Source organism: Rhodococcus aetherivorans (assembly GCF_025722975.1).
In the GTDB taxonomy this organism is placed as follows: Bacteria; Actinomycetota; Actinomycetes; order Mycobacteriales; family Mycobacteriaceae; genus Rhodococcus; species Rhodococcus aetherivorans.
Genome location: NZ_CP106982.1, coordinates 5,239,478 through 5,254,351, shown reverse-complemented (window position 1 = coordinate 5,254,351; position 14,874 = coordinate 5,239,478). Strand labels below are relative to the sequence as shown.

The 14,874-nt window shown below is 71.7% G+C and carries 15 protein-coding genes; 11 read left to right on the top strand and 4 right to left on the bottom strand.

What is annotated here, in order from left to right:
• Window positions 1-281: 281 nt before the first annotated feature.
• Genes OCS65_RS24035 through OCS65_RS24020 form a run of 4 tightly spaced genes read left to right on the top strand, consistent with a single transcriptional unit; the run spans window position 282 to window position 3,961 of the window.
• Window positions 282-1,304 (top strand): ABC transporter substrate-binding protein, encoded by a 1,023-nt coding sequence (locus OCS65_RS24035; protein WP_102800113.1) that lies wholly within the window; start codon window positions 282-284, stop codon window positions 1,302-1,304.
• Window positions 1,301-2,416 carry a FecCD family ABC transporter permease gene (locus OCS65_RS24030; protein WP_006932005.1) on the top strand — a complete coding sequence of 372 codons (1,116 nt, stop codon included), beginning with the start codon at window positions 1,301-1,303 and terminating at the stop codon, window positions 2,414-2,416. The genes OCS65_RS24035 and OCS65_RS24030 overlap by 4 nt, the downstream gene beginning before the upstream one ends.
• Entirely contained in the window at window positions 2,413-3,195 is a 783-nt protein-coding gene (locus OCS65_RS24025; protein WP_263507857.1) for an ABC transporter ATP-binding protein, read from the top strand. The genes OCS65_RS24030 and OCS65_RS24025 overlap by 4 nt, the downstream gene beginning before the upstream one ends.
• Window positions 3,188-3,961: a (2Fe-2S)-binding protein gene (locus OCS65_RS24020; RefSeq protein ID WP_263507856.1), complete on the top strand. Its 774-nt coding sequence runs from the start codon at window positions 3,188-3,190 to the stop codon at window positions 3,959-3,961. Before OCS65_RS24025 ends, OCS65_RS24020 begins: the two co-directional genes overlap by 8 nt.
• A gap of 4 nt (window positions 3,962-3,965) precedes the next feature.
• Here the strand turns inward: OCS65_RS24020 and OCS65_RS24015 are convergent, their stop codons facing one another.
• Both OCS65_RS24015 and OCS65_RS24010 read right to left on the bottom strand, forming a co-directional pair.
• The gene (locus OCS65_RS24015; RefSeq protein WP_263507854.1) at window positions 3,966-4,370 is read right to left on the bottom strand and encodes a DUF1304 domain-containing protein; all 405 of its coding nucleotides are present in this window, start codon (window positions 4,368-4,370) and stop codon (window positions 3,966-3,968) included.
• Window positions 4,367-4,828 (bottom strand): cupin domain-containing protein, encoded by a 462-nt coding sequence (locus tag OCS65_RS24010; protein WP_050034629.1) that lies wholly within the window; start codon window positions 4,826-4,828, stop codon window positions 4,367-4,369. The genes OCS65_RS24015 and OCS65_RS24010 overlap by 4 nt, the downstream gene beginning before the upstream one ends.
• A gap of 87 nt (window positions 4,829-4,915) precedes the next feature.
• Between OCS65_RS24010 and OCS65_RS24005 the strand changes: the two genes are divergently transcribed.
• Together OCS65_RS24005 and OCS65_RS24000 are read left to right on the top strand one after the other, a co-directional pair.
• A complete protein-coding gene (locus OCS65_RS24005) occupies window positions 4,916-5,983 on the top strand; it encodes a helix-turn-helix transcriptional regulator (RefSeq protein ID WP_006932013.1) in 1,068 nt (355 codons plus the stop codon).
• Between the two features lie 34 nt (window positions 5,984-6,017).
• Entirely contained in the window at window positions 6,018-7,283 is a 1,266-nt protein-coding gene (locus OCS65_RS24000) for a serine hydrolase domain-containing protein (RefSeq protein WP_161996420.1), read from the top strand.
• Window positions 7,284-7,319: 36 nt separating this feature from the next.
• Here the strand turns inward: OCS65_RS24000 and OCS65_RS23995 are convergent, their stop codons facing one another.
• Together OCS65_RS23995 and OCS65_RS23990 are read right to left on the bottom strand one after the other, a co-directional pair.
• Window positions 7,320-8,081: an IclR family transcriptional regulator gene (locus OCS65_RS23995; protein WP_006932018.1), complete on the bottom strand. Its 762-nt coding sequence runs from the start codon at window positions 8,079-8,081 to the stop codon at window positions 7,320-7,322.
• Complete coding sequence (locus tag OCS65_RS23990; RefSeq protein WP_043801538.1) at window positions 8,078-9,559, bottom strand: APC family permease; 1,482 nt, start codon at window positions 9,557-9,559, stop codon at window positions 8,078-8,080. The genes OCS65_RS23995 and OCS65_RS23990 overlap by 4 nt, the downstream gene beginning before the upstream one ends.
• Before the next feature lie 438 nt (window positions 9,560-9,997).
• Between OCS65_RS23990 and OCS65_RS23985 the strand changes: the two genes are divergently transcribed.
• From OCS65_RS23985 to OCS65_RS23965, 5 genes are read left to right on the top strand one after another with little or no spacing between them, the layout of a single operon-like run.
• Window positions 9,998-10,588, top strand: a complete 591-nt coding sequence (locus OCS65_RS23985; protein ID WP_029541402.1) for a MauE/DoxX family redox-associated membrane protein — start codon at window positions 9,998-10,000, stop codon at window positions 10,586-10,588.
• 40 nt (window positions 10,589-10,628) lie between these two features.
• A complete protein-coding gene (locus tag OCS65_RS23980; protein WP_006932024.1) occupies window positions 10,629-11,243 on the top strand; it encodes a redoxin domain-containing protein in 615 nt (204 codons plus the stop codon).
• 44 nt (window positions 11,244-11,287) lie between these two features.
• A complete protein-coding gene (locus OCS65_RS23975) occupies window positions 11,288-11,950 on the top strand; it encodes a methylamine dehydrogenase light chain (protein WP_029541405.1) in 663 nt (220 codons plus the stop codon).
• Window positions 11,947-13,260, top strand: a complete 1,314-nt coding sequence (locus OCS65_RS23970) for a hypothetical protein (RefSeq protein ID WP_263507849.1) — start codon at window positions 11,947-11,949, stop codon at window positions 13,258-13,260. The genes OCS65_RS23975 and OCS65_RS23970 overlap by 4 nt, the downstream gene beginning before the upstream one ends.
• Window positions 13,257-14,870, top strand: a complete 1,614-nt coding sequence (locus OCS65_RS23965) for a multicopper oxidase family protein (protein ID WP_263507847.1) — start codon at window positions 13,257-13,259, stop codon at window positions 14,868-14,870. The genes OCS65_RS23970 and OCS65_RS23965 overlap by 4 nt, the downstream gene beginning before the upstream one ends.
• Window positions 14,871-14,874: the final 4 nt, after the last annotated feature.

Sequence of the window (14,874 nt, the reverse complement as noted above, 5' to 3'; positions counted from 1 at the left end):
CCGGTGGCCGGCCCTGCGATGCGGGCCGGCCGCCGACATGCATAATGGCCGCAGCGTTGCTGACGCCCGTGCAGGGAAAGTCCGGTCCGAGTCCGGCGCTGACCCGCAACGGTAGGCCGTCCATCCGACGGTGAGCCCGATCGCCTGCACGGGGGTGCGCGACTCCGGTATTTCGTCGTGGTCTACGAGATGGAGTCCAGCAGGGTAGCCGGTGCCCGCTGTCCGGGGTCGCTGCCGTGCCGGAGTCTGCCTCGTGCCACCTGAGCAGAGCACGAGGTCCCATGCCCGTCGACTTCCGCCGTCCCGTGCGAGACGCCGCCGCGGTTCTCGCCGCCCTGACCGTCGCCACCGCGGCCCTGTCGGGTTGCTCGCGGGGCGCAGACACCGGCGCCACCCCGCCGGCCGCGGCCTTCGGCGAACCGGTGACGATCACCAACTGCGGACGCACCGCGACCTACGACGCGCCCCCGCAGCGGATCGTGTCGATGAACGACCACGTCACCGAAACCCTGATCCAGATGGGCGTGGGGGATCGCATCGTCGGTATGGGCTACGGCGAGAAGGACGACCCGCTGCCCGAGACGGCCGAGCAGTTCCGGGCGATTCCGTCGCTGGCTGCCGAGTACCCCACGTACGAGCAGATCCGCGACCTCGACCCGGATCTGGTCGTCGGCGGGATGCGCAGCGCATTCGACGACAAGACCGGACGCGGGCGGGACGCACTCGAGCAGGCGGGTATCCGCACGTTCCTGTTCTCCGAGTACTGCGGTGCCGGCTTCTCCGATATCGCGTTGCTGGAGAACGACTTCGCCCAACTCGGCGCCCTCCTCGGTACCGAGGAACAGGCCGCGGCCCTGACCGAATCGATTACCGCGGAACTCGACGCGGTACGCGCCCGCCTGGAGCAGGCCGCCGTCGCGCCGGTGCGCACCTTCTTCTACGACTCGGGCGAAGCCGAGCCGCTCTCGGTCGGCGGCGTGGGCATCGGCAACCTCATCGCCGAATACGCCGGCGCCGACAACATCACCGCCGAAGGCCCGAAACCGTACTTCACCACCGGCTGGGAGGTCGTCGGCGAGCGCGCACCCGAGGCGATCGTCGTACTCGACTACGGCGCGACCAGCGCGGAGGACAAGATCGCCTATCTGAAGAACCAGCCGATCGTGGCCACCACGCCCGCCGTGCGCAACGATCGTTTCGTCGTCGTGCCGCTCGACGACTTCTTCGAGAGCTCGCGCATGGTCGACTCGGTCGCGACGATCGCCCGCGGACTGCACCCGGCCGCGTTCACGGATCCGGAATGACCCCCGCCGGTACCCTGGCCGACGCATCGGCGCCGCACGCCGGCGCCGCGGCGCCGGCCGCGCGGGGACGGGACGGGGGCGCGGCGCGTCGTTCGCTGTGGCTGATCCTGCCGCCGCTGCTCGCCGCACTCGTGCTGGCGCTGGCGGGCGCCGTGTCGCTGGGCACGGTGAACATCCCCTTCGGCGACGTGTGGGCGATCGTCGCGCACCGCCTCGCACCGGGGGCCTTCACGCCGTGGTGGACCGCGGCGCGGGAAGCGATCGTCGTCGAATCACGCCTGCCCCGGGCGTTGACGGCCGCCGTCGTCGGTGCCGCGCTCGCGATCGCCGGGGTGGTGGCGCAGGCGGTGACCCGCAACCCGCTGGCCGACCCCTACCTGTTGGGCGTGTCCTCCGGTGCCGGGTTCGGGGTGGTGCTGGTGACGGTCCTGGGTGTCGGCAGCGGCGCACTCGGAGCGTTCACCCTGCCGTTCGCGGCCTTCCTCGGAGCCCTGTTTCCGCTCGCCGGCGCGATCGCGGTGAGTCTGCGCGCCCATGCCGTCACCGCGATCGTCCTCGTCGGCGTGGCGATGTCGATGGTGTTCTCTGCGGCGACCACCTTCACCCTGCTGGTCCTGGGTGACGACCGTCAGATCGGTACGGTGATGCGTTGGCTGGCAGGAGGATTCGGGGATGCGACGTGGTCGATGCTCGCCGCGCCGGCGCTGGTCCTGCTCACCGTCGGCGGCGGCGTCCTGCTGTGCGGCCGGCAGCTGAACCTGCTGCTCGTCGGCGACGACGGGGCGACCGCCCTGGGAATGGACGTGCGGCGGTTCCGCATCCTGATCCTGCTGGCGGTCTCTCTGCTCACCGCCGCGGCGGTGGCCGTCTCGGGGACCGTCGGATTCATCGGACTGCTGATCCCGCACATCGCCGGCCATCTCGTCGGCCGCAACACCGTCCGGCTGATACCCGTGGCGGCGGTGGCCGGGGCGCTCGCGCTGGTCCTGGCCGACATGGTCGCCCGTTCGGTCAGCGGCTCGACCGAGCTGCCGGTGGGGGTCGTCACCGGTCTGCTCGGTGCGCCCGCCTTCCTCGTCATGCTGTGGCGCAGCTACGGGCGGGCCCGATGACCCGCCTGCGCGCCACCGGGGTCCGCGCGCGGCTGGGCGAACGCACCGTACTCGACGGGGTGAACCTCGACGTGGTCCCGGGCCGGGTGCTCGCCCTCGTCGGGCCCAACGGCAGCGGCAAGACGACCCTGCTGCGCGCCTGTTACCGCGCGGTGCGGGTCGGGGCCGGCGCGATCACCGTCGGCGACGAGGACGTCACGGACCTGAAGCGCCGCACCCTCGCGCGCCTCGTCGGGGTCGGCGTCCAGGAGCCGGTCTCGCTCGGTGGGACGACCGTGCGCGAATCGGTGCAGCTGGGACGCACCGCCCGGCGGGGATGGCTCGAGCCGTTCGGTGGCGACGACCGGGTGGTCGTCGAGGATGTGCTCGGCCGGCTCGGGCTGCTGCACCTCGCCGATCGCGACGTGCTCGCCCTGTCCGGTGGGGAACGCCAGCGTGTGTCCATAGCCCGGGCCCTGGCCCAGCAACCCCGCGTGCTCCTGCTCGACGAGCCGACGAATCATCTCGACCTGCGCCACCAGCTGACCGTGCTGGAGTTGCTGCGCAGCCTCGCCGCGGACGGGCTCGCCGTGCTGGTGACGCTGCACGACCTGCGGCTGGCGGCCGCGTACTGCGATCGCATGGCGGTACTGGACCACGGATCGGTGGTCGCTGCGGGAACCCCGGAAGACGTCCTGCATCCCGCCGTGCTGGCGGGGGTCTTCGGAGTTCGTGGCCGGGTGGCTGTGGACGGCGACGGACGACGCACGCTCGAGGTCTGGGGGCTCGCCGATGCCTGACGGGCACGCCGACGCCGCGGCGCGTGCCTACGCCGCGGCCCGAACCCTGCTCGGCGACTTCGCGCACACCGTCGACCTCGGGACCGCCGTCCTTCCGGGCACGGTGACGACCGATCCGCAGTGGCTGGCCGGACGGGTATCCGACACCGGCCGCAGGTGGGACTGCAGCGACCCTCGGGTCAACGGCACGCTCTGGTGGTACTCGGCCAGTTCGACCCTGGTGGCCGGACCCGTCGCGATGCTCCTGGCCACCGGCCACGCTCCCGATCCCGACCCGGCCCGGTTGCGCTGCGTGCTGCGGGAGGACGGCTACCTCGGCGCGGTGCGTTCCTCGCGCCTGCTGCCCGGGCGCGATGCCTTTGCGCGCGCTCTCGTGTCGGCGCTGTCGGCGATCATCGCGCCGCTCGCGCGGGTGTCGGGTGCGCCGGAGCGGGCGTTGTGGGCCGTCGCGTCCGACTCGATCGCCAACCGTGCCCTCGACGCCGGGCGTGCCGCCCACCGCGTCGACGACGGGTGCACCCTCGCCGCCGCGCTGTCGCGGCCGCCGCTGCTGCCACCGCGTTTCGTCGACGTCGATCCCACCGGGAGCGTCACGGCGGCAGCTCCCGGATCGCCGGAACCGGCGGACGGGCGACGCTTCGTGCGACGCAGCTCCTGCTGCCTGATCTACCGGGCGACCGACAGCGGCAAGTGCACGAGCTGCCCGCGCCGGTCACCGGCCGACCGCGCCGCGGCGCTGGGGCGGTACGTCGCCGCGCAGGAGTAGCGGATCAGGCTGCCGCGAGCGCCATCAGCGCGATCGCCGGTGGCGTGCACTGCGCCGCGGCACCCCCGAGCCCGGCGCCGCGGGGCCGGCTCATGGCCATGCGGTCCGAGACGAACAGGGCGATCCCGGCGAGCAGCATGAACGAACACGTGTAGAGCACGAGCGCGCGTCCGACCGTGTCCTCGCCGGCCCGCCACAGGGCCACCCCCATCAGCGCGCCGGTGCCGAGGAACAGGTTGTAGAAGCCGACGTTGAACGCCCACATCCGCACCGCTGCGACGTCGCCGGTGGGGATGCGGAACAGGTCTTCGTGTATCGACGGCCGCCGGAACAGCAGCGTCTCCCACACGAAGGCGAGCAGATGCACGGCCGCGCCGACCAGCGCGGCGACCTGCGCGAGAACGATCACGACGCACCTGCCTCCGCTGCGAGCGTGACCCCGTACCGGTCGGCGACCTCTCGGAGAGCCCGACCCGTCTCGTCCGGTGGACGCTCGTGCCCGAGGGCGTCGACCGCGCCGAAGAATCCGCCCATCGAGGTCCCGGCGGCGATCAGCAGGAAGGTCGCGGCGTCGGTCAGGACGGTGAAGGAGTTCACCGTTCCCGGCGCGAGGGTGATCGTGTCCCCGGCCGCGAGCTCGTGACCGGTCGCTGCGGCACGGACCAGGATCCGGCCGCTCAGCACGTGATACGACTTGGCCCACGGTTCGGCGTGCAGCGGCGCCGGCTCGGTGCGCGGGGCCTCGACGAGGAAGAGCTCGTAGGCTCCGCCGGCGTGTGCACCGGTGGACAGGACCGTGACGGTTGCGTCGGGCAGGGTGAGGCGACGGCCCTCGCCCATCCTGCAGAGTTCGATGTTGTCGGACATGTCTGTCACGTTAGGAACCGCCCGGCCGATGGCCCATCCCCGAAAACGGGGATGGGTACAGGTCCGCCACCAGCGCATACTGGGTTCATGCTCGAGATCCGGGCGGAGAAGGTGGGCCGCGAGGTGGTGGCGCTCGCGGCCGCGGGCGCCGATGTGACGCAGGTGCACGGGCGCGCCATCGAACTCGTCGGCCGGACGGTGCGCAGCGACCTGACGTGCTGGGCGATGATCGATCCCCGGTCCCTGACGATCGGTTCCATGACGAGCGGACCCGACCGGGTTCCGCCGGAATACGAGCCGCTGCTCGCCGAGAGCGAGTACCGCGGGCGGGATCCCGGCACTTTCGCCGAGCTGTTCCGCAACGGCCGCAGTGCGGCCCGGGGATCCGAGCTGCCCCCGGACGAGGTGGCCCACAGTCTTCGCCACGCCGGGGTGTGGCGTCCGCTCGGGTTGGACCACGAACTGCGCGTGATCTTCCGCATCGGCGGACTGTGCTGGGGTGCGGCCGGATTCGTTCGGTCCGGGGCGGACTTCACCGACTCGGAGGTCGAGTTCCTCACGCGGGTGGCGCCGGCGGTGGCGTCGGCGACCCGCGCCGCCGTGTGCGCCACCGCCGCCTCGCGCCTGGGCGACCCGGGTCCGGCGGTCGTACTCACCGGGGCCGCGGGTGAGCCGCTCGCGCTCACAGCGGCCGCCCGCGACTGGCAGGACCGATTCGACGAGATCGCGCCCGGACGGCTGGCCGTCATGGTGCGCGCCGCCGCGTTCGGGGCGCGTGCGAGCGGTTCGGGTGTGTTCCGAACGCGGATCCGCGACGCCACCGGCGGGTGGATCCTGATGCGGGCCACCGCGCTGCTGGGCGGTGCCGAACCGCAGACCGTGGTCACCATCGAGCATGCGACCGGCCTCGAACTCGCCGAGTTGCTGCTCGCCGCATACGCGCTCACAGCCCGCGAACGGGACGTGTGCCTCGAGGTGATGGCCGGATACTCGACCGCCGAGATCGCCGACCGTCGCGGTATCACTCCGAACACCGTCCACGATCACCTCAAGGCGATCTACACGAAGACCGGAGTCCGCAGCAGGGCCGAACTCACCGCCCGCCTGCGGTCCGATCGGGACCTGCGCCGAACCACAGCCGCCGGGCCGGAGTGATCGCACCGGCCGAGCGCATCTGCCAAGATCAGGCATGCCCCTGAACCGGCGGATCCTGTCCGTGCTGTGCGCACTCGGCCTCCTGACCGCCTGCACGTCGACGGACGATGCCGCGCCCGGCCCGTCCGGATCCGCCGACACCGCGGCCGCATCGGGGACCGCCTCGTCGGCCGACCCCGCACAGGCCGAGGCCGTGGACCGGATCGTGCGCGACACCATGGCGGAGACGCACCTGAAGGCGGCGGTCGTGCGCGTCACCGTCGACGGCAGGGAGATCCTCACCCGCGCCTACGGCGAATCCACCACCGGCGTGCCGGCGACGACCGACATGCACTTCCGCAACGGCGCGGTGGCCATCTCCTACGTCGCCACGCTGCTGCTGCAACTCGTCGACGAGGGGAAGGTCCGCCTCGACGACAAGGTCTCGACGTGGCTGCCCGACATTCCGAATTCGGACCGGGTCACCCTCGGGCAGCTCGCCCAGATGACCTCCGGCTATGCCGACTACGTGCAGAATCCCGAACTGTCGGATGCGATCTACCGGGACCCGTTCCGGAACTGGACGCCCGACGAGCTCATCGCCTACGGCACGTCCCAGCCCCTCTTCTACGAGCCCGGCACCAACTGGAACTACGCGCACACCAACTACGTGATCCTCGGCCTGGCCCTCGAGAAGATCACCGGCCGGCCGGTGGCGGAACTGCTGCAGGAGAAGGTACTCGACCCGCTCGGGCTGGACGGCACGACGCCGTCGCAGACGCCGGCGATCCCGGAGCCGGTGCTGCATGCGTTCAGCTCGGAACGCCGGCAGGCGCTCGGGATCCCCGCCGCGACACCCTTCTACGAGGAATCCACGTTCTGGGACCCGTCCTGGACCATCACCCGCGGCGCCGTCCAGACCACCGACATCCACGACCTGCACGACACCGCGGTCGCCGTCGGCACCGGCACGCTGCTCTCCCCGGAGTCGTACCGGGCGATGGTGTCGACGGACCTGCGCGGCCGGACCACCGCGCTGCCCGGCTGCCCCACGTGCTTCCCGCAGTCCGAGGGCTACACCTATGGCCTCGGTGTGGTGGTCACCGGCAACTGGCTGATGCAGAACCCGTTGTTCGGTGGGTACGCCGCGGTCGAGGCATACCTGCCGTCGCGGAAGATCGCCGTCGCCGTCGCCGTCACCTTCGACCCGGCGGCGTTCGACGACACCGGTGCGTACCGGAACGAGGCCGACACGCTGTTCCGTCGGATCGGTGCGCACCTCGCCCCGGACGACGCACCCCCGCCGCGGCCCACCCGGTGACGAACCCCGCCGCGGCCCACCCGGTGACTCACGCCGTCACAGCAGCCCCGACAGGCGTGCCGAGCCGTCGAAGAGGAACCGCACGAGCACCGCGTCGTCCGGGGTGACCCGCGACGCCGACCCCTGCAGGTAGAGGCCGCCGACGACGAACGCCGAACGGTCCCGGATCGGCACCGCCAGCGCGGCCCGCCCGGTCCGGCACTCCTCGCCCTCGTACGCGTAGCCCGCGGCGGCGACGGCGCGCAGTTCCTCGGCGAGGACGTCGTGGTCGCAGATCGTGTGGTCGGTCAGGCGCCGCAGTTCCGGATCGGGACGCACGTGCGGATGGTGCGCCAACATGAGCTTGCCGAGGGCGTTGGCGTGCAGGTTCTTCGCGAGCACGCCGATGGCGATGATCTCGTGGTCGGGGTCCTTGTCGACGAACCGCAGCCGCCCGGCCGCGAACGAGGCGACGTGCACCCCGAATCGGGTGTGGGTGCGCAGTTCCTCGACGACGTCGTGCAGCGTCGGCGACGGGCTCGTCTCCGCGGCCGCCTGTGCGAGCTCCGCGGTGCGACGACCCAGCGCGAAGCCGGACAGGTCCGGCACGCGGACGAGGAATCCGTCGGCCACGAGCAGGTTGAGCATGCGGTACGCGGTGGTCGGCGGCACCCCGGCGAACCTGGCGATCTCCTTCGCGGACGTGCCGGGGCCGAGCTGCGCGACGGCCTCGAGCATCCCCAGCGCCTTCTGCACCGCGCGCGGCTGCTGTCCGCTGAAGTGCGAATCGTCCGCGTGCACGGACACGTGCGCGGTCAACCCGGGTTCCCGTCGCGGGGACGGGCGTCGTCGCCGGGGTGCGGGACGTCCGGGAGGATGCGCCGCCGCCCGTCCGCGCCGATCACGAGGGTCCCCGCCCCGGGGAGGATGTCCCCGGTCTCGACCGAGTCGAACGCACCGATGGTCGTCAGGCTGCCCGGCCGGACCCGGCGCAGCACGTACTGCCACACCGTGCCGGACGCCGCGACCGCCGAGAGTGTCGCGGGCACGACCCATACGCCGTGCGCGGTGCCGTCGACGGCGATGTAGCCGAGCAGGCCCATCCCCAGGACCGAGACGAACAGCGCGGCCGCCCGCGTCACGACGGTGTGCTCGCCGATGCGGTGCAGGAATCGCAGCGACGCGACGGCCACCAGCGTGTAGGCCACGACGAGGCCGATCTCCACGACGCCGTCGAACGCCCCCGAATCCGCCCCCGCGAGGGACGCGTACAGGCACGCGCCGGCGAAACCCGCGGCGGTGAAGGAGAGCACGCCCACGTGCGGGGTGCGGAACCGGTCGTGGACACGGGCGAGGGCGCTCGGCAGCACCCGCTCGACACCCATCGAGTACAGCAGCCGGGAACCCGCCTGCGCGCACCCCAGGGTCGACGCGAGCCACGAGCACGTCATGCCCGCCTGCACCGCGAGCACCACACCGACGCTCGCGCCGGACGCCGTGCCGTCGAAGTACGCGCCGACGACGACGGCGCCGTGGCCGGACAACGCGGCCCACGCCGCGAACACGAACAGGACACCGACGACGACGGGGGAGATCAGCACGGTGCGAGTGACGGTCACCAACGGCCGCTTGGCCTCCGGGCCGAAGAACGCGGCGCTCTCGAAGCCCGCCATCGACAGCACGGTGAGCATCGCGAGGAACGGCATGAGGCTCAGGGGTGCGTCCGGCAGTTCGGTGGTGGCCGTGCCCGCACCGGCCGGGGTGCCGAGCATGAGCGCCACGATGAGCACGAGCGAGCACGCCTCGACGAGCAGGATGGCGCGCGTCGCGAACCGCACGCCGCGCACCGTGATCACCGCGACGGCAACCGCGACGAGACCGATCGTGACCGACCACGGCGCGGCGCCGGGCACGTGCATGCCGAGCAGGTCTGCGATGCGGAGCAGGCTCTGTGCGGCCTGCGACATCACCGAGATCGAGATGCCGAGATAGCCCAGCAGCAGCGCCGCGCCCGTGGTGAGGGTCGCGCGGGCACTCAGGCCCTGGAACACGAAGCTGTAGAGCGACCCGGCCGCGGCGAGGCGCCGCGTGAACTGCGTGATGCACAGCGCCACCAGCACCACCACGGCGGTGGTCCCCGCGATCGCCAGCAGACCGCCGACGCCCGGCCGGTGGGTCACCATCCACAGCGCGATGAACACCATCCCGGTTGCCGGCGCGATCGTCGACAGGGACTGGCCGAGCAGATCGATCGGGGTGAGCTGACGGCGGCCGAGGGCGCGCAGCGGCGAATACACCGGATCCCGATGGGTTTCGGCGTCCCGTGAGCGGGCAATCGCGGCCCGGAGTGCGGTTGTCACGATCGTCGTATCCCGTCTGTGCGTCCGTGCAGCCGGCGGTGCCGGCACCTCGGGCGGTGAAACGCCTCAGGGCGAGGGACAACGTAGCGCCGCGGTGTTACGCGACGGTTACCTCCGCGAACGACATGTGGACGGCAAGTGGGAATCCGCCCGACGCGGCGCTGTGGCCCGCGCCACCGCACGGCCCCGTGCCCCGTGCGGACACGGTCCCCCGAGCGCCGGAGACCGTGTCCCACCTGCAGTGTCCGCATGGGGCGCGCCGCCACGGCCGGTTCCACTCGCGGTGCCCCCGGACGTTTCCCCGACGACCCGTTCGCGACGCATCCGGTGCGCACGATTGACCGGCACGATCACTCGACTGCGAAGGGGACGACCATGATCTGGGCGGTGGTTGCGGCGCTCGTCGGCGGGACGTTGTTGCTCGCCGGGGTGCCGAAGGCCGGCGATCACGAGGGGCTGCTGCGCGTCGTCCGCGGCTATCGGCTGCTGCCGCCCGTGTTGGAACGGGCGGTCGCGCGGGTGTTGCCCGCCGCGGAGATCGCCGTGGGTGCCCTGCTGGTGCTCGGCGTCGCCGGCAGTGCCGCCGCGGCTGTCGCGGCGGTGCTGTTCCTCGGCTTCTTCGTCGGTCTCACCGTGAACCTCGCGCAGGGCCGGCGCGAGCTCGACTGCGGCTGCTTCGCGTTCGGCGGCCACGGCGAGGCACCGCGCATCGGCTGGTTCCACTCCGTGCGGGCCGGTGCGTTCGCCGCCGCGTCGATCGTGCTGGCCCTCACCGGACCCGCGACGATCGCCGCGCTCCAGCAGGTGGCGGCAATCGCGCTCGCGGCGCTCGCGCTCGCCGCCGGGCTCGCGGTGGCCCAGTTGCGCTCCGTGGTCCACGTCGGGCGCCGGCCCGTCGACGAGCACCTGACCGGCGCGTCCATCGAACTGCGCGCGGTCTCTGCCGTGTCGCGCTACGGGGCCTGAAACCATTTCTTCCACAACATTTTCCGAGACAGGACGACAGATGGACACCATATTTCTCGTTGCGATCATCGTGCTGGTGGTGGCGGTCGCCGTGTTGTTCCTGATGGTGCTCGCGCTGGCCCGCGAGATCGGCCGGGTACAGGTCCGGCTCGGCCCCCTCGGGGCCCGCATGATGGACACCGGTCCGAAGATCGAGCAGGCCGGCCCGTCCTTCCGGGGCCTCACCGACCATGTGGGCCGCACCGTCGGCGTCGGCGGCCACCGCGACAGGCCGCAGCTGCTGCTGTTCACGGCGCCCACCTGTTCCACCTGCAAGAGCCTGCTGCCCGGCATCCGGGCGATGGCCAAGGCGGAGAAGGACCTCGACGTCGTGATCGTCTCCGACGGCACACCGGAGGAACACCGGCAGTTCCTCGCCGGAAGCAACATCGGCACCGAACTGAGCTACGTCGACGGCCGCGACGTCGGCATCGCCTACCAGGTCGGCACCACCCCCTACGGGGTGATCCTCGACGAGCACGGCAGGATCCGCGCCAAGGGGCTGTGCAACCACATGGCCCAGGTCGAGAGCCTGCTCAACGCCCTCGAGACCGGCACCCCGTCGCTGCAGCACCTGCACGAACAGGCCAAGGCCCGCGCCGCCGCGAGCGCCTGAATCCCGCCTTCCCCCTGGACGAACGGAGAGATGCGTTGGAAGAGATGTACGAGAACCGGTATCCGGTCGACGAGGAGACCGTCAAGGAACAAGCCGCCTGGATGGCCGGCAAGGGCGGCTCGTTCATGAGCCGCACCGGACGCCGGATGTCGGAACAGGTGTCGCGCCGCTCGATGATCAGCCGCCTCGGCCGCTGGACGATGGGCGTGTCGGGGGTGGCGCTCATCAGTTCGCTTCCGGTGACGCGCACCGCGTTCGCGCAGGAACCCGCCCCCGAGCCCGGCCCGGAACCGCTCGTGCCCGTGTACGACGGCAAGGATCCCGCCGAGTGCGAGTACTGGCGCTGGTGCAACATGGACGGCACCTCCTGCGCTGCCTGCAACGGAGGCGGAGTGACCACGTGCGCGCCGGGCAGCAAGCCGGGCGCCGAATTCTGGGTGGGCTGCTGCACCAACCCCGACACCGGCAAGACCTACCTGATCGCCTACTACGACTGCTGCGGCGCCCCGTCGTGCTCCAACGCCTTCTGCGGCGAGCCCGATATGCAGGCCGTCATGTACAACCCGGTCTCGGGCAGCTACGACCAGGAGATCATCTGGTGCGTGTCCGACGAATCCCAGTCGTACACCTGCACCATGGCCCCCATCATCGGCGAGGACTGCCAGGCCCGTCCCGCCGACCGCCCGAAGGTCGGTGCCGGATCATGACATCGCGTTCCCGCCGCCTCGTGCGTCCCGCCGCGGCCGTCGTTCCGCTCGCGCTGCTCGTCACCCTCGCCGGTTGCGGCTCGTCCGGCGACGACGCGAACACCGCCGGCGACGTCGCCTATCCCACCGTCGAATTCAGCACCCCCGGCGAGGGCATCTCGCTCGGCCACGACGACCAGGAGATCGGCGACACCATCCCCGAACCGCTGCACGTCGCCGAGATCGACCCCATCCGACGTGACCAGATCGTCGCCGTGGCAGGCGGATTCGGCAAGCTCGAGCTCGGCGTCAACGTCCTCGACCCGAAGACGGGCGTCGCCGGCAGCCGCATCGTCGTCGGCCCCGGCATCTGGGACCCCGTGATCCACGGCTTCGTCGGCGAGACCCCCTCCGATCCGGCCGTTCTCGCCGCCGAGGTGTGGCGCCCCCGCGGCTCGCGGGGGGCCGCGGACTTCACCGTCAGCACCTACTCCGGGAATCTGCTCGAGCCCGCCGAGGCGCTGCTGCCCGACGTCGCGCGCGTGCACTCGCGGCCCGGTTCCAACGCGGTCACCTCCGACGGGCGGTACTTCGTCACGTGGGACGACGGGCTCTACGGCGTCCGCGTCGTGGACCTCGAGACGAAGCAGCAGAGCGGGGCCGTGCAGATCGTCGGCTGCGGACCGTTCACCTGGACCGTGGACCACGAGATCTACAGCGTGTGCGAGGAGACCGGCGAGCTGATCCGGATCTCCGTCGGCGACGACGGCGTGCCGGCCGAGACCGCCCGGGCGAAGGTGCTGCCGGAGGACTTCGTCAGCGCCCGGAAGGTCGGGTGGGCCGCCGAGGCGCGCAAGGCCCTGCTGGTCGGGGAGAACGGCGACGTGTACGTCTTCGACTTCTCGAACGGCCTGCCGCAGGGCGCGGTGACGCCGATCGGCAACGCCGGTCAGCCCGACGGGCGGTTCGCGAGCGACGTCATCGACAACACCGGCACCCGGATCGCGATCGCCTACACCGACTCACCGATCCATCCCAGTTCCGCGCGCGGCGGCGACCTGGCCCGCATCGTGCTGTCCGACGCCGCGAACCTCGCCCCGATCCGGTCGCTGAACCTGCAGGACCTGGGGCTGACCGACATCGCGAGCATGGCGTTCTCCGTCGACGGCGCGACGTTCTACGTCCTCGGTGGCAATCCGGAGGGTCAGGGCGAGGCGGCACAGCGCATCGTCGGGTTCGACGCCGCGACCGGGCAACAGGTCTCCTCGGCGGAGATCAGCGGCAACGTCGAGGATTTCACCGACCTGCTCACCCCCGAGGTGATCGGATGAGACAACCCGACAACGGGTTGGGCCGGCGCCGATTCCTCGCCCTGGGCTCCCTCGGAGCCGGGGCGCTGGGAATGAGCGCGCTCGGGTTCGGTGCCGCCGGCTGCGCTACCGCATCGTCCGGTACGCAGCCGGCGGCCGCCGGCTCGGACACACGATCGGCGGCGTCCGATCTCGACTACATTTCCCCGGCCGATCCGGAGATCGCCGCCGCCGAGGCCGCCCGCGGGTGGAACGGCACCGTGGCGTCGTTCGCGCTCGCCGCCGGATTCTCCACCGTCGACCTGGGCGGACGCCTGGTCGACACCTGGACCTACGGCGGGCACGCCGTCGCCCCGGAACTGCGGGTACGCAAGGGCGACCGGCTCGACGCCGCGGTGCGCAACGACCTGGACGCCGACACCACGCTCCACTGGCACGGCATCCGGATCCGCAACGACATGGACGGCGCAGCGCCCGTCACCCAGGCGGCGATCGCACCGGGCACGACGTTCGACTACAGCTTCGTCGTCCCGGACCCCGGCACCCACTGGTACCACTCGCACAGCGGCCTGCAGGCCGACCGCGGCCTGTTCGGGGCCCTGATCGTGGAGGACCCCGACGACCGCACCGGCGCCGACGCCGACGCCGTCCTGGTCCTCGACGACTGGGTCGACGGCCTGGGCACCACGCCCGACGCCGTGCTCGCGGCGCTCAACCCCGCGATCTCCGGCGGTCACGGCGGCCACGGCGGGGGTGCGGCACCCGGCGCACACCCGGCCGGCGACACGGACGTCGCCCGGCGGCTGGTGAGCGCCGGGCACGGCGACTCCGCGCCCCTCGGCGGGATGACCCAGCACATCGCGTATCCGTTGCACCTGATCAACGGTCGTCCCCCGAACGATCCCGCCCCGGTCGTCGCCGTGGCGGGGCAGCGGTTGCGGCTGCGGATCGTCAACGCGGCGGCGGAGACCCCGTACCGGTTCGCGGTGGCCGGGCACGAACTCACGATCGTCGCGGCGGACGGCTTCGACGTGCAGCCCACCGTCGCCGACACGATCGTCGTCGGAATGGCGCAACGCTACGACGTCCTCGTCACCGTGAAGTCGGGCGTGTGGCCGATCGTCGCGAAGGTCGAAGGGCGGCAAGGGTATGCCTCGACGGTGCTGCGCACCCCGGATGCGGTGCCGATGGCCGACGCCGACGTGGGCGATGCGATCCCCGAACTCGGCGGCCGGCTCCTCGCGGAGAGCGCGTTGCGGCCTGCCGACACCGTGCGGCTCGACCCGCGCGAACCCGACCGGGACTACCGGATCGAGCTGATCCAGGCAGGGGACCGCTACGTGTGGGGCATGGCCGGCGCCGACGCCGGCCGCCTCCTCATGAAACAGGGTGAACGCGTGCGGATCACGATGAAGAACTCGTCCACCATGTGGCACCCCATGCACACGCACGGACACACCTTCGCGATCGGCGCGTACGGCGGGTTGCGCCGCGACACGGTCAACGTGCTGCCCGGCACCGAACTTGCGATCGAATTCGATGCCGACAATCCGGGCGAATGGATGTTCCACTGCCACAACGCCTACCACTTCGAAGCCGGCATGACCGCGAACCTGCGGTACATCCGATGAGAGG

Bases quoted from the DNA above. Each gene is read 5' to 3' on its own strand.
- OCS65_RS24035 (WP_102800113.1), top strand. From the start codon at position 282: ATGCCCGTCGACTTCCGCCGTCCCGTGCGAGACGCCGCCGCGGTTCTC.
- OCS65_RS24030 (WP_006932005.1), top strand. From the start codon at position 1,301: ATGACCCCCGCCGGTACCCTGGCCGACGCATCGGCGCCGCACGCCGGC.
- OCS65_RS24025 (WP_263507857.1), top strand. From the start codon at position 2,413: ATGACCCGCCTGCGCGCCACCGGGGTCCGCGCGCGGCTGGGCGAACGC.
- OCS65_RS24020 (WP_263507856.1), top strand. From the start codon at position 3,188: ATGCCTGACGGGCACGCCGACGCCGCGGCGCGTGCCTACGCCGCGGCC.
- OCS65_RS24010 (WP_050034629.1), bottom strand. From the start codon at position 4,828: ATGTCCGACAACATCGAACTCTGCAGGATGGGCGAGGGCCGTCGCCTC.
- OCS65_RS24005 (WP_006932013.1), top strand. From the start codon at position 4,916: ATGCTCGAGATCCGGGCGGAGAAGGTGGGCCGCGAGGTGGTGGCGCTC.
- OCS65_RS24000 (WP_161996420.1), top strand. From the start codon at position 6,018: ATGCCCCTGAACCGGCGGATCCTGTCCGTGCTGTGCGCACTCGGCCTC.
- OCS65_RS23985 (WP_029541402.1), top strand. From the start codon at position 9,998: ATGATCTGGGCGGTGGTTGCGGCGCTCGTCGGCGGGACGTTGTTGCTC.
- OCS65_RS23980 (WP_006932024.1), top strand. From the start codon at position 10,629: ATGGACACCATATTTCTCGTTGCGATCATCGTGCTGGTGGTGGCGGTC.
- OCS65_RS23975 (WP_029541405.1), top strand. From the start codon at position 11,288: ATGTACGAGAACCGGTATCCGGTCGACGAGGAGACCGTCAAGGAACAA.
- OCS65_RS23970 (WP_263507849.1), top strand. From the start codon at position 11,947: ATGACATCGCGTTCCCGCCGCCTCGTGCGTCCCGCCGCGGCCGTCGTT.
- OCS65_RS23965 (WP_263507847.1), top strand. From the start codon at position 13,257: ATGAGACAACCCGACAACGGGTTGGGCCGGCGCCGATTCCTCGCCCTG.